Raw genomic sequence first — 20751 nt, 5'->3', positions numbered from 1 at the left:
ATTGGAAGTTTGTCGCGCAAAATCAATTACTTACGTGCTTTATGACGAGCCGGCACCGCCATAATTCGGGATTAAAGCGCATATCGGCATGGACGCCACGTCGGACCTGGTCCACACCAAGATCGGGACGGCCGCAACGTGGCCGATGGCACGCAGGCACACGCGCGGCTGCACGGCGGCGAGATTGCCGCGCTGGGCAACGCAGGCCGAACAACAAGCAGGGACGCCATTCAGGAGAATCGTGCGCAAAAATCGCCATGATTCGCCTCCCAAAACTACCGAATCGAAGCACGAAACGGAATGCTGAGCTAAAAGCCGTATTGCACATCAACAACTTAGCTCCTTCCCTTTCCGGCGCAGTGGCGCTTCCAGGGCTGTTGCCACAGAGAGAGCATAGAGGCAACTCTGTGGCACTGCCGCCCACCGCCTACCCTGTGTGGCGTCGGGCTGCGATGCAAGAATGTCGCCGAAGTTGGCGCATAAACTTGCCATTCGCACTTGCACTAAGTACTAGTTTTTAGTACTATTCGCCATGAAAGCCAAACACCAAAAAACCCTGCAACTCATTTTTCCAGACCTACGCCAGCCGGGGTCAAGTGGCTTGATGCGGTGTCATTATTTGAGGCCCTCAATGCAGAAATTTCAGAGGCTGAGGGCTCCCGCGTAACGGTGGTTCTTTTTGGGCAGGTGAAAGTGCTGCACCGGCCGCATCCATCGCCTGACATTGACAAAGGTGCTGTCGCATCTATCCGGAAATGGCTTGAAGAAAACGGAGTGAAACCATGAATAACATTATGAAAATCGATGGCCATCAGGCCGTCATCGCGTACGACCCTGAGATCGAGCTTTTTAGGGGAGAATTCATTGGACTGAATGGCGGTGCTGATTTTTACGCGGCAGACGTGGCAGGCCTACATCGCGAAGGATCCATTTCGCTTGCCGTGTTCCTTCGGACATGCAAGGAAAAAGGTATCGAGCCATTGAAGAACTTCTCCGGAAAATTTGTTCTTCGCGTTGATCCAGTAGTTCACGAAGCTGCCGCACTTGCTGCTGCAGCTGATGGCAAAAGCCTGAACCAATGGGCTTCGGATGTCCTCAAAATGTCATTGATGGCGAGTGACAACTCGTACGCGCTCACGGCTTGAGGGAATGCGGGACGGAACACTTTGCTGTCCCTCGCCGCTCACAACTGCTTGACGAAGGACAGTACTGCTCGGGCCCAAAAATGCCGCCACGACCGCAAAATACAACGATCTGCGAGGCCAGGGTTGGCTGCGTATTGCGTTACGTGATTTAAACGATTATTCAACGAATATTATCAAAACCTTGAAAAATGCAGTGGCTATGCGAGCTCTGGGCTTAATCTGGCATAAAATACCAAGATGACACCACCCGATCTCATAATCCTCGTTTTATATTATTCGCGCCATGGCGCCACGCGCAAACTGGCCGAACTGATTGCCCAGGGTATCGACGCCGTGCCGGGCTGCGAAGCGCGGCTGCGCACCGTGCCCGCCGTGTCCAGCGTGGCCGAGGCCACCGCGCCGTCCGTGCCGCCGGAAGGCGCCCCCTACGTGGAACTGGACGACCTGCGCGACTGCGCGGCGCTGGCCATGGGATCGCCCACCCGCTTCGGCAACATGGCCTCGGCCATGAAGTACTTCTGGGACGGCACCTCCGCCGAATGGCTGTCCGGCACCCTGGCGGGCAAGCCGGCCTGCGTGTTCACTTCCACCGGCAGCCTGCACGGCGGCCAGGAATCGACGCTGCTGACCATGATGGTGCCGCTGTTCCACCACGGGATGATGGTCATGGGCCTGCCCTACACCCACGCCGAACTGATGACCACCGAAAGCGGCGGCACGCCGTACGGCGCCAGCCACTGGTCCGGCCTTGACGGCAACAAGCCGCTGACGGAAGATGAGAAACGCCTGGCCGCGGCGCAGGGCCGCCGGCTCGCTGAAACCGCCCGCAAGCTGCAGGGGACATAATGGAAACCAAGTCGCAAAAATTCTTCCACCGGGGCGCCATCGCCAGCATGGTGCTGCTGATCCTCTGGTGCGTGGCCTGGGAAGCCTGGCTCGCGCCGCTGAAGCCGGGCGGCTCCTGGCTGGTGCTGAAAGCGGCGCCGCTGCTGTTCCCGCTGGCCGGCATCATCAAGCGCGACGTCTACACCCTGCAATGGACTTCGATGGTGATCCTGCTCTACTTCACCGAAGGCGTGGTGCGCGGCTGGAGCGACACCGGCCAGCTGTCCGCCTGGCTGGGCTGGGGCGAAGCCATCGTCGTGACGGTCTACTTCCTGTGCGCCGTCATGTATGTGCGGCCCTACAAAAAGGCCGCCAAGCAGATGACCAAGGATCTGCTGGAGAAGGTCAACAAGGTCGACTCTACCAAATGAGCCTGCTCTCCACCGCGATGAGCAGCACCTTCCTGGCGCATTGCCGCACACTGCTGGGCGATACCTATGTACTGACCGGCGCCCCGGACATGGCGCCCTTCCTGACCGACTGGCGCGGCCGCCACACCGGCCATGCGCTGGCCGTGCTGCGGCCCGGCAGCGTGCAGCAGGTGGCGGATGTGGTGCGCGCCTGCGTACAGTGGAGCATACCCATCGTGCCGCAGGGCGGCAACACCGGCCTGGTGCTGGGCGGCGTGCCGGACACCAGCGGCCAGGCCGTGGTGCTGTCCCTGGCGCGCCTGAACACCATCCGCGAGACCGATGCGCTGAACCGCACCATGACGGTGGACGCCGGCTGCATCCTGCAGCACGTGCAAGAGGCGGCGGCCGCCCATGGCTGCCTGTTCCCGCTGTCGCTGGCGGCTGAAGGAACATGCACCATAGGCGGCAATCTGTCGAGCAACGCGGGCGGCACCGCCGTGCTGCGCTACGGGAACGCGCGCGAGCTGTGCCTGGGCCTGGAGGTGGTCACGCCGCAGGGCGACATCTGGAACGGCTTGCGCGGCCTGCGCAAGGACAACACCGGCTACGACCTGCGCGACCTGTACATCGGCGCCGAGGGCACGCTGGGCATCATCACGGGCGCAGTGCTCAAGCTGTATCCGCAGCCCAAGGCCAGCATCACGGCACTGGCCGCCCTCGCCTCGCCTTCCTCGGCGCTGCGCCTGCTCGCCTTGATGCAGGACCATTGCGGCGCCAGCCTGACCGGCTTCGAGCTGATGTCGTCGTTCTGCCTGGACCTGGTGGTGGCGCAGTTCCCGCATCTGCCCAGGCCCTTCGCCGAGCCGCACGCGCAGTACGTCCTGCTGGAGCTGTCGAGCAGCGAATCGGAGGAACATGCCGTGGGCCTGCTGGAGCGCGCCATCGGCGCCGCGCTGGAACGCCGCGTCATCGACGACGCCGTGGTCGCCACGTCCGTGGCACAGTCGCGCGGCCTGTGGCAGCTGCGCGAGCATATCCCGCTGGCGCAGGCCAAGGCGGGCAAGAACATCAAGCACGACATCTCGCTGCCTGTGTCCTGCATCCCGGCCTTCATCACGCAGACGGCGCCGCTGCTGGAGCAGGCCTTCCCCGGCTGCCAGCTGGTCTGCTTCGGCCACCTCGGCGACGGCAACCTGCATTTCAACGTGGCGCCGCCGGAAGGTATGACGAACGAGGCCTTCCTCGCCAACCAGGACGCCGTGAACCGCGTGGTGCACGACAACGTGGCCAAATTCCACGGTTCCATCTCGGCCGAACACGGCATCGGGGCGCTCAAGCGCGAGGAACTGGCGCGCTACAAGTCGCCGCTGGAACTGAAGCTGATGCGCACCATCAAGGCCGCGCTGGATCCGCAAGGCATCATGAACCCGGGGAAAATCCTGTGAGCCTGCGCCTTGCCGCGCTGCTGCTGACGGTCGCGGCCTCCGCCCCCGCTCCTGCGCAGACCGTCCACAAGTGCACGGTGGACGGCAAGGTCACTTATGCGGAACAGCCCTGCCAGGGCGGCCAGGCCAGCGTGATCGCCGTGCCGGACGCTCCGGCGCAGGACAAAGCCGCCCCCGCCGACCTGACTCGCCTGAAAAAACAGGCCGACGCGCTGGAACTGGCGCGCCACAAGAAGGAAGACGCCGACGAGCGCGCGGATGCCGCCGCCAGCAGGACGCTGGCCAAGCGCCATCAAACGTGCGAAAAACTCAAGCTGGAAAAGAAGTGGGCCGACGAGGACATGCGCCGCGCCCAGCCGCAGCATGAGGAACGCGCCCGCATCAAGGCGCAGCGCGCCGGTGAGAAACTGAAGCTGTCGTGCGGCGCTTGAGCGGCGCCCCTGCCCTGAGCGGGTCCATGCGCAAGCTGTCGCGCTGGCTGCTGCTGGGCGAATGGCGCGCGCATCCGGTCCGCGCCGTCACGGCCATCGCCGCCATCGCCATCGGCGTGTCGCTGGGCTTTGCCATCCATTTGATCAACGCAGCCGCTTTCAACGAGTTCTCGTCCGCCATCCAGAGCCTGTCCGGCCAGGCCGACGTGCAGGTCACCGGCGCGGAAACCACCTTCGACGAGCAAATCTACCCGCGGCTGGCCGCACGTGCGGGCGTGGCGGTGGCCTCGCCAGTCCTGGAAGTGCAAGCGTCGGTGCCGGGCCAGCGCGGGGCGCTGCAGATCATCGGCCTGGACGCCTTTCGCGCCGCTTATGTCACACCGGACCTGATCGGCGTGCCCGGCGAGGACCAGGTCTTCGACACCTTGGCGGACGACGCCATCTTCCTGTCGCCGGCAGCGCAAGCGTGGCTCAAGCCCCAGGAGGGCAGGCTGGCACTGCAATCGGGCACGCAAACGGTGCCGCTGCGCGTGGCCGGCGCGCTGCAGCGCACCCGGGCCGGCCAGCGGCTGGGGGTGATGGACATCGGCGCGCTGCAATGGCGCCTGGACCGGCTCGGTCTGCTGTCGCGCGTGGACCTGAAGCTGCGCGGCGGCGTGGACCGGGAAGCCTTCAAGGCCGCGCTGGCACGCGAACTGGAACGCGACTACCCGGGCCGCTTCCACGTCGGCAGCCCGAACGACGAGGACCAGAACAGCCGCAACAACAATATGAGCCGCGCCTACCGCGTCAACCTCAGCGTGCTCGCGCTGGTGGCGCTGTTCACCGGCGCCTTCCTGGTGTTCTCCACGCAGGCGCTGTCCGTCATGCGCCGCCGCAGTCAATTCGCGCTGCTGCGCGTGCTCGGCATGGAACGCGGCCGCCTGCTGCGCCAGATCCTGCTGGAAGGCTGGACACTGGGCGTGGCCGGTTCGCTGGCCGGCATCGCGGCGGGCTACGGCATGGCGGCCGCCGCGCTACGCCTGTTCGGCGGCGACCTTGGCGCGGGCTACTTCGCCGGCGTGCAGCCGCAGGTGCAGTTCACGCCGGTGGCGGCGCTGGTCTATTTCGCCCTGGGCGTCGGTGTCGCGGTGCTCGGCTGCGCGGCGCCCGCGCTGGAGGCGGCCCGCGCCACGCCCGCTGTCGCGCTGAAGTCCGGCAGCGAGGAAACCGCCATGGCCCGCCTGTCGCGCGCCTGGCCGGGTTTGATCTGCCTCGCGGCAGCCGGCGCGCTGTCGCAATTGCCGCCGGTCTGGGAACTGCCCATCTTCGGCTACCTGTCGATCGCGCTGATGCTGGTCGGCGCGATCGCATTGATGCCGCGCCTGTCGGCCACCGTGTTCCGCTTCGTGCACGCGCGCTGGAGCGCCGGGGCCGAACGTCGCGCGGACAGCTCGCCGGTGCTGGCGCTGACGCTGGCGCGCCTTGCCAACGCCTCCGGCCAAGCCGGCATCGCGCTCGGCGGCGTGCTGTCGAGCTTCAGTCTGATGGTGGCGATGGCCATCATGGTGTCCAGCTTCCGCGTGTCGCTGGACGACTGGCTGCTGCAGATCCTGCCTGCCGACCTGTACGCCAGCAGCGCCAGCGGCGGCAACACGGCCGTCCTCGGGCCGCGCGAACAAGAGCGGCTGCGCGCCGTGCCCGGCGTGGCCCGCGTCGACTTCCTGCGCCTGCGCGGCGTCACCCTGGCGCCGGAACGGCCGCCAGTGCTGCTCATGGCGCGCGATATCGAGCCCGCCAACGCCGAGAAGACCCTGGCCATGGCCGGCCCCACGGTGCCGGTTCCCGCCGGCCGGCGGCCGGTCTGGGTGTCGGAACCGATGTCGGACCTGTATGGCGTGACGGCGGGCAGCATCATCAAACTGCCGCTGCAGGGCAAGCTGCAGGAGTTCTTCGTGGCGGGCGTCTGGCGCGACTATGCGCGCTCATCCGGCGCGGTGCAGATGCGCCTGGCCGACTACCGAGCCATCACGGGCGACATGGACATCAACAACGCGGCCTTCTGGCTGGCAAAGGATGCGGAAATGGCGGACGTGAAAGCGGCGCTGAAGGCGCTGCCCTTCGGCGCATCGCTGGAACTGAGCGCGCTGTCGGAACTGCGCGACATGAGCCTGAAGATATTCGACCGCAGCTTCGCGGTCACTTATCTGCTGGAAGCCATAGCGATTATTATCGGGCTGTTCGGCGTGGCCGCCACTTTCTCGGCGCAGACGCTGGCGCGCTCCAAGGAATTCGGTATGCTGAGGCACATCGGCGTCACGCGGCGGCAGATCCTGGCCATCCTGGCGCTCGAAGGCGGTGCGCTGACGGGGCTGGGCATCGCCACCGGCGCCATGCTGGGCTGGGTCATCAGCCTGGTGCTGGTGTTCGTCGTCAATCCGCAGTCCTTCCACTGGACCATGCAGCTGCATTTGCCTTGGGGGCTGTTGGGCACCGTGGCCTCGGCGCTGCTGGCGGCGGCCGCGCTGACGGCGCTGCTGGCGGGCAGGCAAGCCCTGTCCGGCGCGCCGATCCGCGCGGTGCGGGAGGACTGGTGAAGCGCCGCGTGCTGTCGTTCCTGTCGTTCCTGGCGCGCCTGGCCCGCACCCTGCCATTCCCGCGCACCCTGTCATTCCCGCGCAGGCGGGAATCCATACTTCGCCTGCTGGGACGCGCCCTATGGATTCCCGCGTACGCGGGAATGACGGCGGCGGCGCTGGCTGCGCCGCCCGAGTTCGCGCCCGTCACACCTCTGCCGCCCGGCACGGCGCTATCCTTCCCCCAGGACTTCGGCGCCCACCCCGACTACAAAACCGAATGGTGGTACGCCACCGGCTGGCTCAAGACGCCCGATGGCAAGGACATCGGCTACCAGGTCACGTTTTTCCGCAGCGCCACCGGCCACGGCCGCGCCAACCCCAGCAGATTCGCGCCCCGGCAGCTCATCGTCGGCCACGCGGCGCTGTCGGACGCCAGCCAGGGCAAGCTGCTGCACGACCAGCGCAGCGCGCGCGAGGGCTTCGGCCTGGCCTACGCCAAGCCCGGCAACACCGACGTCAAACTGGACGACTGGCGCATGGTGCGCGCCGCCGACGGCAGCTACCAGGTCACGCTGGCCGCCGCCAGCTTCACGCTCAAGCTCACGCTTACGCCCACCCAGCCCACGCTGCTGCAGGGCGATAAGGGCTATTCCCGCAAGGGCGCCAAGCCCGCGCAGGCCAGCTATTACTACAGCGAGCCGCATCTGCAGACCAGCGGCACCATCACCCGCGCCGGCGGCCAGCCGCAGGCCGTCAGCGGCAGCACCTGGCTCGATCACGAATGGTCCAGCCAGGTGCTCGACGCCGACGCCGCCGGCTGGGATTGGGTCGGCGCCAACCTGGACGACGGCGGCGCTTTGATGGCATTCCAGATCCGCAGCAAAACAGGTGCTAAACTATGGGCGCACGCGACATGGCGCGATGCATCCGGTAAGATCACGCAGTATTCGCCGGACCAGGTCAGCTTTACCCCGCAACGGCGGTGGCGTTCGCCCCGCACCAATGCCGAGTATCCCGTCGCCACCCAGCTCGCCACAGGCAACACGCTGTGGCAGATCGCGCCCCTGCAGGACGACCAGGAGCTCGATTCGCGCCGCAGCACGGGCGCGGTGTACTGGGAGGGCGCGGCCACGGTCAGCCGCGGCGGCGCGCGCGCCGGGCGCGGCTATCTGGAACTGACCGGCTATGTAAGGCCCATGAAACTTTGAACACGCTCACCACGCTCACCAATAACAACGGCAACACGATGACCGACAGTATCAACCGCACCGCCAGCAGCGCCGGCACCCCAAGCAGCACCGCCGCGCCATCCTCCCCCAGCGACGCACGCGACAGCAAAAAGGGCAGCCTGGCCGCCTTCAAAGGGCTGATGCCCTTCCTGCGCCCCTACCGCCGCCAGTTCGCCATGGCCGGCGTGGCACTGGTGGTGGCCGCCGGCGCCACGCTCGCCATCCCGGCCGCCTTCAAGCAGATGATAGACCTGGGCTTCGGCGCCTCGGCCGGCGCGCACAGCATCGAAAACGTGAACCTGGTGTTCCTGGCGCTGTTCGGCGTGGCCACCGTCCTGGCGCTGGCCACGGCGGCGCGCTTCTACACGGTGTCCTGGCTGGGCGAACGCGTCACGGCCGACATCCGCAGCGCCGTGTACAGCCACGTCGTCAAGCAGAGCCCGGCCTTCTTCGAGACCACGCAGACCGGCGAAGTGCTGTCGCGCATCACCACCGACACCACCTTGATCCAGGCCGTGGTCGGCACCAGCATCTCCATGGCGCTGCGCAACGTGCTGCTGTTCGTCGGCGGCCTGGCCATGCTGTTCGTCACCAGCATCAAGCTCTCGTCCATCATCATCGGCCTGCTGATCCTGACCGTGCTGCCCATCGTGATGTTCGGCCGCCGCGTGCGCAAGCTCTCGCGCGACTCGCAGGACCGCATCGCCGACGCCTCCGCCGTGGCCGGCGAAATCCTGAACGCCATGCCCACCGTGCAGGCCTTCACGCACGAGAAGATCGAAACGGATCGCTTCGGCGCCTCGGTCGAAGGCGCGTTCACCACGGCCATGAAACGCATCCGCGCGCGCGCCATGCTGACTGCGCTGGCCATCGTGCTGGTGTTCGGCACCATCGTGTTCGTTTTGTGGCTGGGCGCGCACGCCGTGATCGCAGGCTCGATGACCGGCGGCGATCTGGGCCAGTTCATCCTGTACGCCTCCATCGTGGCCGGCGCCATCGGCGCGCTGTCCGAAGTGATGGGCGAAGCCCAGCGCGCGGCCGGCGCCACCGAGCGCCTGCTGGAACTGATGTCGGTCAAATCGGACATCCAGAACCCCGCGCATCCGCTGGCGCTGCCGCCGCGCGCCGCCAACGGCGCCGCGCTGACCCTGGCCGACGTCACCTTCAACTACCCGTCGCGCCCGGACGCGGCCGCGCTGTCGCACTTGTCGCTGGACATCAAGCCCGGTGAAACGGTGGCCGTGGTCGGCCCGTCCGGCGCCGGCAAGACTACGCTGTTCCAGCTTTTCCTGCGTTTCTACGACCCGCAGCTGGGCGCCGTCAAGCTCGACGGCGTCGACATCCGCCAGCTCGACCTGCACACGCTGCGCGGCGCCATCGGCATCGTGCCGCAGGATACGGTGATCTTCTCGGCCGACGCGATGGAGAACATCCGCTATGGCCGCGCCGGCGCCACCGACGCGGAAGTGATCCAGGCCGCCAAGCTGGCCGCCGCGCACGAGTTCATCGAACGCCTGCCGAACGGCTACCAGTCCTTCCTGGGCGAGCGCGGCGTGCGCCTGTCCGGCGGCCAGCGCCAGCGCATCGCCATCGCGCGCGCGCTGCTGAAGAATCCTCCGCTGCTGCTGCTGGACGAAGCCACCAGCGCGCTGGACGCCGAATCCGAGCGCCTGGTGCAGGGTGCGCTGGAGGCCGCGATGCAGGGCCGCACCACCGTCATCATCGCCCACCGCCTGGCGACCGTGCAGCGCGCCGACCGCATCATCGTCATGGAAGACGGCAGAATCGTCGAAACCGGCACCCACTCCTCGCTGGTGGCGCTGGGCGGCATCTACGCCAACCTGGCCGCGCTGCAGTTCCACAACGTGCACGTGATGCACTAAGAAAAAAAGCCGCAAATTGCGGCTTTTCTTTTTGCGAAGGCTTGCTCAGCTCATGCGCGCTTCTTGCGGCGGCCGGCAACCAGGGCGATCAAACCCAGGGCGCTCAGTGCCAGCGTGCCCGGCTCCGGCACCTGGGTGCCGAAGAATTCCAGCTCGTTCAACTGGTGCATGCCACCTTCACCTACCACGGACGTCGCCTGGTAGCGGAAAATGCTGTACGCGGCATTCGAGCTGAAATCGCCACCAGCCTTGCTGTATTCAAGGACCTGCAGGCGATTGCCGCCCCAGGCCGACACGCCGTTGTTGTTGTAGCTGAAGATGGACGTGTAGTTGATGCCGTCGTTTGAGCCCTGTATCTGCCAAATGTCGGCGTCGCGCTCCGGGGCGTCATTGCCGGAAGCGGCGGTGAACTTGGTCAGGTTGTAGCGTTTGGCGCCGAAATTGGCCTCGACCCAGACGGTGGCGCCGTCGCAGCACCATTTGTCGTTGCCGCCGCCGACCTGGTTGTCGAACACGTTGAAGGCGTATTCTCCGCCGCCAAAGCCCTGCTCAACGGAAGAACGGAAGGACGCGTTGTAGCCGACATCCGCCTCGGGATTGCCGTTGTTCTCAGGATCGGTCAGGTCGCCGCCGATCAGGGCTGTAGTGCCGCTGCCGCGCACGACGACCGCCTGAGCAACGCTGGAGATAAGGATAGTGGCAACAAGGAGTGCCTTCAATAATTTATTCATCGGTGGATTCCGGCTGGATTTAAGTACTTAATGACAACATAGTTTTTCTTTAAGCAATTATATACCATTCTTTTGCCAGCCAGACCAAGGCGTGAATTTTTTGGTACGCCGCGCCTCCTGTAGAATCACGTCTTTCAGGAGACTGCCCGTGACCGACGCCGAACTGCGCCAGATGTGCCATACCGTATTGCCCGGCCATCGCCAGCCCGCGCCGGCCGAGACCTTCGCGGCGATGGCCGCCTGGTGCGCCGCCAACAACGTGGAACATGACACCTACGGCGACGGCGCGCTGATCCAGTCTTTCGAGCAGAAGATCGCCGATTTGCTGGGCTACCAGGCGGGCGCCTTCTGCATCACCGGCACCATGACGCAGGTGACGGCGCTGCGCCTGGCTTGCGCGGAGCGCGGCAGCACGCTGGTCGGGCTGCATCCCACCGCCCACATCCTGAAGCATGAACGCGGCAACCACCAGTTGCTGGGCCACTTCCATGCGCTGCAGATCGGCGATCCGCACCGCCCCTGGACGCTGGAGGATTTGCAGGCGCTGCCCGAGCAGCTGGGCGCCGTCTCGCTGGAACTGCCGGCCCGCGAGATCGGCGGCCAGTGCCCAAGCTGGGACGAGCTGGAAGCCATCAAGGCCTGGTGCCGTGCCCAGAACATCCACCTGCACATGGACGGCGCCCGCCTGTGGGAATGCGCGGCGGCCTACGGCAAGCCGCTGCGCGACATCTGCGCCGGCTTCGATTCGGTCTACGTCTCGCTCTACAAAGGCATAGCAGGCCTGGGCGGCGCGGTGCTGCTGGGCAATCCCGCCTTCGTGGCGAAGGCGCAGGAATGGTTCCGGCGCCAGGGCGGCAACGTCATCCACCGCACACCCTACGTCGTGGCGGCCGCCATGCAGTTCGACGCGCGCCTGGCCGCCATGCCGCATTACTTCAAGCGCACCGAGGCGCTGTATGAAACGCTGCGCAGCTTCCCGCTGCTGACCGCAAATCCATCGCGCCCGCAGGCCAACCTGCTGCATCTGCATATGCCGGTAGCCCGCGACCTCGCCGTCGCCATCCGCAACCGGCACGCTGAAAAACACGGCGTGTGGCTGTTCAACCGCGTCGGCCACGCCCAGCTGCCTGGCCACTGCGTCACAGAATGGTATGTGGGCGACAACCTGCTGGCCCTTCCGGACCAGCGCCTGCACGACATCCTCTCACTTTGGAGCGCCGACCTGGCCGCTTCCAGACAATAACAATAAAGAATCCCATGACTTTCGCATCCCTAGGCCTCATCGATCCACTGCTGCGCATGCTGGAGACCGTCGGCTACACCACGCCCACGCCTATCCAGACGCAAGCCATCCCGCCGGTACTGGCGGGCCGCGACCTGATGGCCGCCGCGCAAACCGGCACCGGCAAGACGGCCGCCTTCGCCATTCCGCTGCTGCAGCGCCTGTCCATCGGCGGCGAGCGCGCCGCGCCGAATGCCGTGCGCTGCCTGGTGCTGGTGCCGACGCGCGAACTGGCCGAGCAGGTGTACGAGAGCTTCCGCAGCTACGGCCGCAACATACCGATGCGCTGCCACGTCGCCTACGGCGGCGTGCCGATCGAGCCGCAGATCGCGAAACTGAACAAGGGCCTGGACGTCATGGTGGCCACACCGGGCCGCCTGCTGGACCTGTACCGCCAGGGCGCAGTGCAGTTCGAACAGTTGCAGTCGCTGGTGCTCGACGAGGCGGACCGCATGCTGGACCTGGGCTTCGCGCAAGACCTGGAAGCGATCCTGCTCGCGCTGCCGGACGAGCACCAGACGCTGATGTTCTCGGCCACGTTCTCGAACGATGTGCAGGATCTGGCGCAGATACTGCTGAACGACCCGCTGTCGATTTCCGTCAGCCCCCGCAACACGGCCACCAAGTCGGTCAAGCAGTGGATCATCACCACCGACAAGGCGCACAAGCCGGAACTGTTCCTGCACCTGTTCAAGAAGAAGCGCTGGGGCCAGGCGCTGGTGTTCGTCAAGACGCGCAAAGGCGTCGAGGCACTCGTGAAGACACTGGTCGCGCAGGGCATCAGCACGGATTCCATCCACGGCGACAAGCCGCAGCTGGGGCGATTGCGCGCGCTGGAGCGGTTCAAGGCCGGTGAAGTGCAAGTGCTGGTGGCCACCGACGTGGCCGCGCGCGGACTGGACATCGAGGCGCTGCCGCTGGTGGTGAATTTCGACCTGCCGACCGTGGCCGAAGACTACATCCACCGCATCGGCCGCACCGGCCGCGCCGGCGCTGAAGGGGTGGCCATCTCGCTGGTATGCGCGGACGAAGTGGACTTGCTGTCGGCCATCGAAAAGCTGACCAGGCAGGTGCTGCGGCGCGAAGAGGAGCCCGGTTTCGAGGCCGACCATCGCGTGCCGGAAACCGGCAGCCCGAAACCGGCCGGCAAGGAAACTGCAAGCGGCAAGAAGAAGCGCCCCTTCACCGGCCCGGCCGGCGGCAAGGCTGCGCCGGGCGCGCAAGCGGCTGGCGGCAAAGGCGGTGCCCCGGCGCGCGGCCAGAATGCGGGCGCGGCCGCGCGCAGCGCAGGTGGCGGCGGCTCCAGTGCCAGCGGCCCGGCACGCGGACCAGGCACCGGCGGTGCCCCACGCGGTGCCGGCGCGGGCAAGGCCGGCGCCCCGGCAGGCAAGGTGGTCGCGCCGGGCAGCCGAGGCAGCAATGCCGCGGCGCTGCGCGCGCTGGCCGAAGCCGCCGGTGGTGGCGGCGGAGGTGGTAGTGGTGGCGGCACGGGCCGCGCCCCCGGCCGTAGCCTGGGCCCGGGCCAAGGCCGGGGCGCAGGCGCTGCGTCCGCGCCAAAAGGCGCCGTCATCGTCACCGGCGGACGCGGCGCCAAGTCCACCGCCCGTTCCGAAGGCCGCGCGCAGGCCATCGCGCCGAGCAAAAAGACCGGCCGCGGCAGCGTAAAACGCTAGCCGCCCGCCTGATACAATCGTCACCCTGAAGAACACGCATCACGTTGGAGAACACATGCAGCAATACCTTGATCTGATCAACACCGTCCTCGAAACCGGCAGCTGGCAAGACAACCGCACCGGCATCCGCACGCTCAGCGTACCGGGCGCCATGATGCGCTTCGACCTGCTGAAGGACGGTTTCCCCGCCGTGACGACCAAGAAACTCGCGTTCAAATCCGTGGTGGGCGAACTGTGCGCCTTTCTGCGCGCCTCGCGCAGCGCGGCCGATTTCCGCGCGCTGGGCTGCAAGGTGTGGGACCAGAACGCCAACGAAAACCAGCAGTGGCTGGACAACCCCTACCGCACCGGCACCGACGACCTCGGTCCCGTGTACGGCGTGCAATGGCGCGAATGGCCCGGCTACAAGCTGCTGGACGCGGCCGCCGCCGCGCAGATCGCCGACGCCGAAAAGAACGGCTACCGCCAGGTAGCCCCGCTGGAAGAAGGCGGCGTGCAAAAAGTACTGATGTACAAAGCCATCGACCAGCTGCGCGAATGCCTGGACACCATCGTCAGCAATCCGGGCAGCCGCCGCATCCTGTTCCACGGCTGGAACCCGTCCGTGCTGGACCAGGTCGCGCTGCCCGCCTGCCATTTGCTGTACCAGTTCATCCCCAACGCGACCACCAGCGAAATCTCGCTGTGCCTCTATGTGCGCAGCAACGACATCGGCCTGGGCACGCCGTTCAACCTGGCCGAAGGCGCAGCCTTGCTGGCCCTGGTTGGCCGCCTGACCGGCTACACACCGCGCTGGTTTACCTACTTCATCGGCGACGCCCACATCTACGAGAACCATATGGACATGGTGCGGGAACAGCTCACGCGCGAGCCCTTCCCCGCTCCCAGGCTGCTCATCTCGGACCGCGTGCCGGACTATGCGAAAACCGGCAAGTATGAACCCGAGTGGCTGGAGAAGATCGAACCCGCCGACTTCATGCTGGAAGGCTACCGGCACCACGCCCCCTTGAGCGCGCCCATGGCGGTCTGAACCCGGCAACGCTTTATCGGCGCATCATCCCGCCGCAGCGGCGCTGCTAGAAAGGCCGGGTGGCGCTCAGCACCAGGCTGCCGCGCGACCCGGAAGCGCCGCCATAGGACCAGGCGTAGCCGCTGCGGCGCGCCTGGGTCATGGCATAGGCCACTTGCCAGCGCCAGCCTTCCCAAGCGGTACCCAGCCCCACGCGGCCGTCCAGCGTGCGGCGGCGGGTGTACGACGACACCGGGGACAGGTAGCCCAGGTAGCCGCCATGCAGGTACAGGCTGACACCGGCGCCCAGCGCGTGGCTGCTGTTCAGTTCAAGGTAGGCGCTGCGCGCATTCGCACCCAGGTAGTCCGGCGAATAAGACAGGCGGGCGTTCAGATTGTCCAGCGCCAGGCTGGCGTAGACCTCGCTGTAATTCAGGCTCGCCCCCGGCGTATAGCCATAGCGCGACAGGCCCGTGTCCAGCGTCAAGCCGGAGGACAGCCGCTGCGCGTAGCCGGCATAAGCGATGTATTGCGTGCCGCTGCGCGGATTGCCTTGCAGCTTGTAACGGGACGCGAAACCGCCGACATACCAGCCGTCGGCGCCATCATAGTTCAGGTTGAGCTGGGGCGCCGGCCCGCCGTCGCTCAGGCTGACACCGCGATACACGTGGTCGGACACCAGCGCGGCGCTGCCGCTCAGCTGCGCCTGGGCCTCGCGCCCCTGCCAGCCGCACAGCAGCAGGATCGCCCACGCTTTACGCAACCGCGCCTCCGCCGCCTGGGTGGCCACCGCGGCACCTGGGGAAACGCGGGGACTGCGGGTGGTCTTCAGCCTGGCCGTGCTGGGGCATCAACATGAATATTTCCGGTCGGTGGTTTAACAATTGCGCTTATTGCCATCATGCCAGAGATGCACGCCGCTGAACAGGAAGACGCGGACACGCGCCGCGAGACCAAACAAACAACAAAAATAGAATCAGCTCGAATCAGCTCATGTATTTCCGGGACAAACCGCGCGGCATACGCTATCCTGAATTCTCACCAAATGTAACGGTGGCAACAAACTTTCCCTTCAGGCCACGTCCTCGCCTGTAGATGCAGCGCCTTGACGCCCCCTCCGCGTCCCGGGCCGCGCCGCAGTGACGGCGTCCGGCCCCAGTTCCAGGCTGCTGCATCGTAGCTGTACTTACTCTGGAGGCAAACATGAAACTCACCAATCTCACCATCGGCAAGCGGCTCGCGGCCGGCTACGCAATTGTGCTGACGCTGCTGGCGGGCGTCGCGCTGTTCGGCATCGCCGGCTTGAACACCGCCAGCCACGCGATGCATCATATCGTCGACGTCAATCTCCAGAAGATCCTGCTGCTGGAGGAAATGTCCCAGTCCACGCACGTGATCGCGCGCGTTATCCGCACCATCGCCCTGCAATCGGACGAGGCGGCCGCCCGTATCGAGGCGCAAAAGATCGTGGACGCCAAGGCCCGCTACGACAAGGCCTACGCGGCACTCGACGGGATGCAACTGGACCAGACCGGCCGTACGCTGATGGCGGAAATCAAGACCGGCCACGACGCCGCCCTGCCTACCTACGACCAGTTCCAACAGTTGAGCAAGACCGACCGCGACGCAGCCGTCACCTATCTGCTGCGCCAGGCCGGACCGGCCACCGGCGCCTGGCAGGACGCCATACAGCGCTATGTCGAGGTGCAACTGGCCAAGTGCCGCCAGGATGAACGCGACAGCGACGCCAGCAACACGCGTGCACTGACGCTGATGCTGGGCGCGGCCGGCGTGGCCCTGGCGGCGGGTTGCCTGACCGCGTGGGCGGTCGGACGTTCCATCACCCGTCCCATCAATCAGGCGGTGCACGTCGCGCAAACCGTCGCGGCGGGCGACCTGGGCAGCGTGATCGAGGTCGGCTCGGGGGACGAGACCGGCCATCTGCTGCAGGCGCTCAAGGAGATGAACGGCAGCCTGTCGGGCATCGTGGAGCAGGTGCGCGGCGGCGCCGACGCGATCGCCATCGCCTCGCGCGAGATCGCCGACGGCAACGCAGACCTGTCCACCCGCACCGAGCAGCAGGCAGGCGCGCTGGAGGAAACGGCGGCCTCGATAGAAGAGCTGACCAGCATCGTCAAACAAAACGCCCAGCACGCACTGCGCGGCAACCAGCTGGCCGCATCGGCGTCGGCCGTGGCCGCCGAGGGCGGCAAGGCGGTGGCGCAGGTGGTGCAGACCATGGATGCCATCAACACCTCGTCCCGGCAGATCTCCGACATCATCGGCGTCATCGACGGTATCGCCTTCCAGACCAACATCCTAGCCTTGAACGCGGCCGTGGAAGCGGCGCGCGCAGGCGAACAGGGCCGCGGCTTCGCCGTCGTGGCCAGCGAGGTACGCAATCTGGCGCACCGTTCGGCCACCGCCGCCAAGGAGATCAAGGAGCTGATCGGCAATTCGGTGAAGCAGGTTGAACAAGGTGTGCAACTGGTCGGCCAGGCAGGCGCCACCATGGAGTCCGTGGTCCAGGGCATCAACGGCGTGGCCGGCGTGATGGCGGACATCGCCAGCGGCAGCCAGGAACAGAGCTCGGGCCTGGACCAGATCAACCAGGCGATCGGCCAGCTGGACGAGGTCACACAGCGCAACGCCGCGCTGGTCGAAGAAGCTGCGGCGGCCGCCATCTCCCTGCAGGAACAAGCCGCCTGCCTGACGCAGGTGGTGGCGGCCTTTACCACCAACAGTATCACCAACAATACCGCCGGCGGCGGCCACGGCGCAGCGGCGCCCCAGCGGCCGGCGGCGTCCAGGCTGCGGCTGGTGACGGACGGGCGCCTGGCCGCCGCCTGATCCCGGCGGCACGCAGGCGGGCGCTGCCCGGTTCCGCGTCAGGGAACGCGCCCATCCTTCAGGTTCGCCGTGCTGCCGCACAAACAGGTGCACTTCCCGGTCAGCTGGCTCACCGTGGCGCACAGGTCGATGCCGGCCGCCTGGGCTTGGCCGGCGGGCTGCATGACGATGCTGGCACGCAGCTTGGGCAGGGCCATCGCGGGCCGCAGTTCGCTCAGCAAAGCCATCATGCCGGAGATGTGGGCCGCGGAAAACGATGAACCCGATACCATGCCCCAGCGCGCACCGGGCGCCGCTGTGGGTATGTCGCGCCCGGGCGCGAGCAGCACGCGCCCGGACACCATCTGGGCCACCAGGGCCGTGGCGGCGAACACGCCAGGGTGCGAGGCCGGGAAGCCGCCGTCGGCGCTGGCCGGATCGACTGCGCTCACCACCCGCACGCCGCGCGCGCAGGCCACGTCGATCAGTTCCCGCAGCAGCCGGTCCGGCGGTCCGGACAAGCTCAGGTTGATCACCTGCGCACCGTGCAACAGCGCGAAATTCATTGCCTTGCCCAGCGTGAAGCTGTTGCAGCGGGTGGCGCCGTCGGCCTGCTCCCAGCAGGCCCGCAGCGCCATCAGGCGCGCTTCCGGCGCCACGCCTTCGATGCCCACGCCGTTGCCGGCCAGCGCGGCGATCACGCCCGCCACGCCGGTGCCATGGCTCTCTGCCACGTAAGCCTGGCCGTCGACGAAATTCTCCTTGTACGCCAGTTGGCCCGCCAGATCCGGATGCGCGGCCTCGACGCCGCTGTCGATCACGGCCACCGTCACGTTGCGGCCGGTGGCGGCCTTGCGCATGTCCGCCAGTTGCCATTGCTGGGCGGCCGGCTGCACCGGGAACAGCGGATCGCCGCCTCCCTGCGCGGAAAACGTCTCGATCGCCTGCGCCCACTTCACGCGCGGGTCGCGCGACAGGGCTTCGACGATCTTGCCTGGCACCGCGTCCTCCGGCTCGGCCATGCGGTAGCAATCCACATTCAGCACCGGCATGGCCCAGTCTTCGAGCAGGCGCAGGCCGTATTCGCGGGCCAGCGCCTCGGCCGTGCGGCGCCGCGCAGCATGGCCGGCGTCGTCGCGGTAGTCGGGCGGGTAATAGCTGTCCGGCCGGAAGTGCGGCGCGGGCAGGTGCAGCATGACGAGGATTTCGCGGGCGGGCTGCTTCGCCTGCGATGGGTGCGATGGGTGCGATGGGTGCGATTCTGCCGCCTGGCCGGTACCGGCGGCCGCTGCCGAACCGGCTGCGACGATAGCCAGCAGCGCGCAACAAAGGATGAGGACGCGCTTCATGGCGCCCGCCGGGCGCCAAGCGGCTCCGCCAGTTGTACCAGGGGATCGGCCTTGAGCGCCGCCAGCACCCGTGGCTGGCTTGCATCCGGCACGTCCAGCACGTAGGCGCCGGTCACGGTCGGCCCGTCCACCACGCGGGCTCCGTGCGCCTGCAGGACAGCCTGCACCTGGCCCATTTGCACCTCGGGACGGAACGCCACCACGACATTGCCGGCCTGCGGCGGCGCGCCGGCACCGCCATTGCTCAGCGCCCGGTAATCGCTGGCGCCGTCGGGCAGCAGCTGGAACACCAGCCCGGCGATCAGCACGCCCTGCCCGGCCAGCGCCCAAGGCATCCAGCCATGTCCGGACCACAGCCCGCGCCATAGCGAGACGATGCGATCGCCCCAGCCTGCACGCGTGCCGCGCCGACGCGGCTGGGGTTGCGCTCGCGGCTGTGGCTGCGGCTGCGTTTGCGGCTGCAGGACCGTTTGCGGAGCCTCCTCGAATTCGGCTGGCAGGGCCGGCTCCAGCAGCGGCATCAGGCGCGCCAGTGCACGTTCCGGGTCCAGGCCGGCGGGCGATTGCGGCTCGGCCGCGCGCAGGCGCTGCTGCCAGGCCGCGTCATCGCGGCATTGCCGGCACGCACGCAGATGCTCGCGCACCAGCGCCATCTCGTCCGCAGGCAGCGTCTCGTTGGCGAACCACGGCAGCAAGGCTTGCACCGTGCCGTGCGTGTCCGCGTCTTCTTTCACAGTCATGATATTTCTTCCATATGGGCGGACAACATGCCGCGCAAGCGCTGGCGCGCGTGGAACATCCGCGTCTTCACCGTATTGACCGGGCAATCCATCGTCTGCGCGATCTCCTGGTAAGCCATGTCGTGATAATAGGCCAGGCTCACCACTACCCTTTGCTCCATGGGCAGCGCATCCAGCGCGCGGCCTACGTCCTGCTGCAGCTGCAGCTGCAAGGCAGCCTGCTCGGGCTCCCGGCTGGCGCAACCGGCCTGCTGCTCGAAATCCGACTCGACCGGCTCGTCCAGCGCGTTTACCGCCTTCAGCCCCTGCCGGTAGGCGATGGCAAAGATCCAGGTCGATACTTTGCAACTATGGTCAAAGGTCCGAGCCTTCTGCCACACCACCAGCATGGTGTCGTTGATGATCTCCTCCATCAGCGGCGCATTGCGCACCATCCGGTCCAGGAACCTGGCCAGCCTGGGAAAATAGATGCGGTACAGGGCCTGGAACGCCGCCCTGTCGCCATCGGCGATCTGCCGCAGCAATTGCGGTTCGCCCCCCTCGGCCGGATGCTTGCGTGCGCCACTGCCATCCGCCCCCCCTCCATTCAGCATCTGCCGCATCTGCCTGTTTCTCCCTGTTGGCGGTATATACGCGCGCGCACCGAAAAGGTTCAAAGAATTTTGAATTCATTTTACACGGCACCCCCTGCCGAAAAATAAATCCGGTTTCGTTTGAACCTTTTTCAAACTTGCCAGTATTGACCGGGTGACATGACCACTTCCGGACCGCCCGTGCCAGTTGATACCGCCCTGCTTGCGCTCCCTGCCCTGTGCGGCGCGCCCCTGCTGAAAACGGACCCGGCCACGCTGCTGCGCCTGCTGTTGCTGGCGCCGCTGCTGGAGGAATGGATAGTGCGCGCCGGCCTGCAGGAATGGCTGATGCGGCGCAGCCCGCTGCCGGCCCCCGCGCGCGGCGCCGGGTCCGGGTCCGGGTCCGGGTCCGGGTCCGGCAGGACGGTGGCTGTGCTGACTGTGCTGATACCGGCGGCCTGTTTCAGCCTGCTGCATATCGGCGCCGGCTGGGGCGCGGCGGCCGCCGTATTCCTGCCGGGTCTCGCCCTGGGCCTGCTGTACCGGCGCTGGCGGGACTGGCGGCTGTGCGCCGCCGTGCACGCGCTGTGCAACGGCTACGCCCTGACTTTTTGCAATACGAACTTTTAAAAACGAA

The 20751-nt window shown here is 66.7% G+C and carries 19 protein-coding genes and 1 pseudogene; 15 read left to right on the top strand and 5 right to left on the bottom strand.

All coding sequences use genetic code 11. From position 1 onward, the window contains the following. Nucleotides 1-64: 64 nt before the first annotated feature. From ACSQ8Y_RS07425 to ACSQ8Y_RS07380, 10 genes and pseudogenes are all read left to right on the top strand, one after another. Nucleotides 65-207 (top strand): annotated as a pseudogene (locus ACSQ8Y_RS07425) (IS5/IS1182 family transposase); the annotation flags it as partial. 402 nt (nt 208-609) lie between these two features. Then, nucleotides 610-786 carry a type II toxin-antitoxin system HicA family toxin gene (locus tag ACSQ8Y_RS07420; RefSeq protein WP_436265808.1) on the top strand — a complete coding sequence of 59 codons (177 nt, stop codon included), beginning with the start codon at nt 610-612 and terminating at the stop codon, nt 784-786. Next, the gene (locus ACSQ8Y_RS07415; protein ID WP_436265807.1) at nt 783-1145 is read left to right on the top strand and encodes a type II toxin-antitoxin system HicB family antitoxin; all 363 of its coding nucleotides are present in this window, start codon (nt 783-785) and stop codon (nt 1143-1145) included. Before ACSQ8Y_RS07420 ends, ACSQ8Y_RS07415 begins: the two co-directional genes overlap by 4 nt. A gap of 237 nt (nt 1146-1382) precedes the next feature. Continuing rightward, on the top strand, nt 1383-1991 hold the full coding sequence (wrbA, locus tag ACSQ8Y_RS07410) for an NAD(P)H:quinone oxidoreductase (protein WP_436265806.1): 609 nt from the start codon (nt 1383-1385) through the stop codon (nt 1989-1991). Beyond that, entirely contained in the window at nt 1991-2401 is a 411-nt protein-coding gene (locus tag ACSQ8Y_RS07405; RefSeq protein WP_436265805.1) for a DUF2069 domain-containing protein, read from the top strand. Before wrbA ends, ACSQ8Y_RS07405 begins: the two co-directional genes overlap by 1 nt. Then, nucleotides 2398-3828 (top strand): FAD-binding oxidoreductase, encoded by a 1431-nt coding sequence (locus ACSQ8Y_RS07400; protein ID WP_436265804.1) that lies wholly within the window; start codon nt 2398-2400, stop codon nt 3826-3828. The genes ACSQ8Y_RS07405 and ACSQ8Y_RS07400 overlap by 4 nt, the downstream gene beginning before the upstream one ends. Next, a complete protein-coding gene (locus ACSQ8Y_RS07395; protein WP_436265803.1) occupies nt 3825-4259 on the top strand; it encodes a DUF4124 domain-containing protein in 435 nt (144 codons plus the stop codon). The genes ACSQ8Y_RS07400 and ACSQ8Y_RS07395 overlap by 4 nt, the downstream gene beginning before the upstream one ends. Before the next feature lie 26 nt (nt 4260-4285). Further along, nucleotides 4286-6835, top strand: coding sequence for an FtsX-like permease family protein (locus ACSQ8Y_RS07390; protein WP_436265802.1), 2550 nt, complete (start codon nt 4286-4288; stop codon nt 6833-6835). 143 nt (nt 6836-6978) lie between these two features. Then, nucleotides 6979-8025 (top strand): lipocalin-like domain-containing protein, encoded by a 1047-nt coding sequence (locus ACSQ8Y_RS07385; protein WP_436269779.1) that lies wholly within the window; start codon nt 6979-6981, stop codon nt 8023-8025. 38 nt (nt 8026-8063) lie between these two features. After that, nucleotides 8064-9929: an ABC transporter transmembrane domain-containing protein gene (locus ACSQ8Y_RS07380; RefSeq protein WP_436269778.1), complete on the top strand. Its 1866-nt coding sequence runs from the start codon at nt 8064-8066 to the stop codon at nt 9927-9929. 50 nt (nt 9930-9979) lie between these two features. Here the strand turns inward: ACSQ8Y_RS07380 and ACSQ8Y_RS07375 are convergent, their stop codons facing one another. Beyond that, nucleotides 9980-10660 (bottom strand): PEP-CTERM sorting domain-containing protein, encoded by a 681-nt coding sequence (locus ACSQ8Y_RS07375; RefSeq protein WP_436265801.1) that lies wholly within the window; start codon nt 10658-10660, stop codon nt 9980-9982. Between the two features lie 148 nt (nt 10661-10808). Here ACSQ8Y_RS07375 and ACSQ8Y_RS07370 point away from each other — a divergent pair, with 148 nt between their 5' ends. From ACSQ8Y_RS07370 to ACSQ8Y_RS07360, 3 genes are read left to right on the top strand one after another with little or no spacing between them, the layout of a single operon-like run. After that, nucleotides 10809-11903, top strand: a complete 1095-nt coding sequence (locus ACSQ8Y_RS07370) for a threonine aldolase family protein (RefSeq protein WP_436265800.1) — start codon at nt 10809-10811, stop codon at nt 11901-11903. 14 nt (nt 11904-11917) lie between these two features. After that, entirely contained in the window at nt 11918-13615 is a 1698-nt protein-coding gene (locus ACSQ8Y_RS07365) for a DEAD/DEAH box helicase (RefSeq protein ID WP_436265799.1), read from the top strand. 55 nt (nt 13616-13670) lie between these two features. Beyond that, the gene (locus ACSQ8Y_RS07360) at nt 13671-14645 is read left to right on the top strand and encodes a thymidylate synthase (RefSeq protein ID WP_436265798.1); all 975 of its coding nucleotides are present in this window, start codon (nt 13671-13673) and stop codon (nt 14643-14645) included. Between the two features lie 46 nt (nt 14646-14691). On the opposite strand, the gene ACSQ8Y_RS07355 is transcribed toward ACSQ8Y_RS07360, so the two are convergent. Next, nucleotides 14692-15387 (bottom strand): TorF family putative porin, encoded by a 696-nt coding sequence (locus ACSQ8Y_RS07355; protein ID WP_436265797.1) that lies wholly within the window; start codon nt 15385-15387, stop codon nt 14692-14694. A 440-nt stretch (nt 15388-15827) separates the two neighbouring features. On the opposite strand from ACSQ8Y_RS07355, the gene ACSQ8Y_RS07350 reads away from it, so the two are divergent. Then, nucleotides 15828-17474 carry a methyl-accepting chemotaxis protein gene (locus tag ACSQ8Y_RS07350; protein WP_436265796.1) on the top strand — a complete coding sequence of 549 codons (1647 nt, stop codon included), beginning with the start codon at nt 15828-15830 and terminating at the stop codon, nt 17472-17474. Between the two features lie 38 nt (nt 17475-17512). Here ACSQ8Y_RS07350 and ACSQ8Y_RS07345 read toward each other — a convergent pair whose 3' ends face one another. The 3 genes from ACSQ8Y_RS07345 to ACSQ8Y_RS07335 are packed head-to-tail and all read right to left on the bottom strand — an operon-like array spanning nt 17513 to nt 20144. Beyond that, nucleotides 17513-18802 (bottom strand): S8 family peptidase, encoded by a 1290-nt coding sequence (locus ACSQ8Y_RS07345; RefSeq protein WP_436265795.1) that lies wholly within the window; start codon nt 18800-18802, stop codon nt 17513-17515. Then, complete coding sequence (locus tag ACSQ8Y_RS07340; RefSeq protein WP_436265794.1) at nt 18799-19542, bottom strand: zf-HC2 domain-containing protein; 744 nt, start codon at nt 19540-19542, stop codon at nt 18799-18801. Before ACSQ8Y_RS07340 ends, ACSQ8Y_RS07345 begins: the two co-directional genes overlap by 4 nt. Beyond that, complete coding sequence (locus ACSQ8Y_RS07335; RefSeq protein ID WP_436265793.1) at nt 19539-20144, bottom strand: RNA polymerase sigma factor; 606 nt, start codon at nt 20142-20144, stop codon at nt 19539-19541. The genes ACSQ8Y_RS07340 and ACSQ8Y_RS07335 overlap by 4 nt, the downstream gene beginning before the upstream one ends. A 171-nt stretch (nt 20145-20315) precedes the next feature. Between ACSQ8Y_RS07335 and mrtJ the strand changes: the two genes are divergently transcribed. Next, nucleotides 20316-20744 carry a JDVT-CTERM system glutamic-type intramembrane protease MrtJ gene (mrtJ, locus tag ACSQ8Y_RS07330; protein WP_436265792.1) on the top strand — a complete coding sequence of 143 codons (429 nt, stop codon included), beginning with the start codon at nt 20316-20318 and terminating at the stop codon, nt 20742-20744. Nucleotides 20745-20751 lie beyond the last annotated feature (7 nt).

The sequence above is a fragment of the Pseudoduganella sp. LjRoot289 genome, from assembly GCF_964252925.1.
Taxonomy (GTDB): domain Bacteria; phylum Pseudomonadota; class Gammaproteobacteria; order Burkholderiales; family Burkholderiaceae_D; genus Rugamonas.
Note: the sequence above shows the minus strand (reverse complement) of the source record. Positions and strands in the feature narration are given on the sequence as shown.

Bases quoted from the DNA above. Each gene is read 5' to 3' on its own strand.
- ACSQ8Y_RS07415 (WP_436265807.1), top strand. From the start codon at position 783: ATGAATAACATTATGAAAATCGATGGCCATCAGGCCGTCATCGCGTAC.
- wrbA (WP_436265806.1), top strand. From the start codon at position 1,383: ATGACACCACCCGATCTCATAATCCTCGTTTTATATTATTCGCGCCAT.
- ACSQ8Y_RS07405 (WP_436265805.1), top strand. From the start codon at position 1,991: ATGGAAACCAAGTCGCAAAAATTCTTCCACCGGGGCGCCATCGCCAGC.
- ACSQ8Y_RS07400 (WP_436265804.1), top strand. From the start codon at position 2,398: ATGAGCCTGCTCTCCACCGCGATGAGCAGCACCTTCCTGGCGCATTGC.
- ACSQ8Y_RS07390 (WP_436265802.1), top strand. From the start codon at position 4,286: ATGCGCAAGCTGTCGCGCTGGCTGCTGCTGGGCGAATGGCGCGCGCAT.
- ACSQ8Y_RS07385 (WP_436269779.1), top strand. From the start codon at position 6,979: ATGACGGCGGCGGCGCTGGCTGCGCCGCCCGAGTTCGCGCCCGTCACA.
- ACSQ8Y_RS07380 (WP_436269778.1), top strand. From the start codon at position 8,064: ATGACCGACAGTATCAACCGCACCGCCAGCAGCGCCGGCACCCCAAGC.
- ACSQ8Y_RS07375 (WP_436265801.1), bottom strand. From the start codon at position 10,660: ATGAATAAATTATTGAAGGCACTCCTTGTTGCCACTATCCTTATCTCC.
- ACSQ8Y_RS07365 (WP_436265799.1), top strand. From the start codon at position 11,918: ATGACTTTCGCATCCCTAGGCCTCATCGATCCACTGCTGCGCATGCTG.
- ACSQ8Y_RS07360 (WP_436265798.1), top strand. From the start codon at position 13,671: ATGCAGCAATACCTTGATCTGATCAACACCGTCCTCGAAACCGGCAGC.
- ACSQ8Y_RS07350 (WP_436265796.1), top strand. From the start codon at position 15,828: ATGAAACTCACCAATCTCACCATCGGCAAGCGGCTCGCGGCCGGCTAC.
- ACSQ8Y_RS07345 (WP_436265795.1), bottom strand. From the start codon at position 18,802: ATGAAGCGCGTCCTCATCCTTTGTTGCGCGCTGCTGGCTATCGTCGCA.
- ACSQ8Y_RS07340 (WP_436265794.1), bottom strand. From the start codon at position 19,542: ATGACTGTGAAAGAAGACGCGGACACGCACGGCACGGTGCAAGCCTTG.
- ACSQ8Y_RS07335 (WP_436265793.1), bottom strand. From the start codon at position 20,144: ATGCGGCAGATGCTGAATGGAGGGGGGGCGGATGGCAGTGGCGCACGC.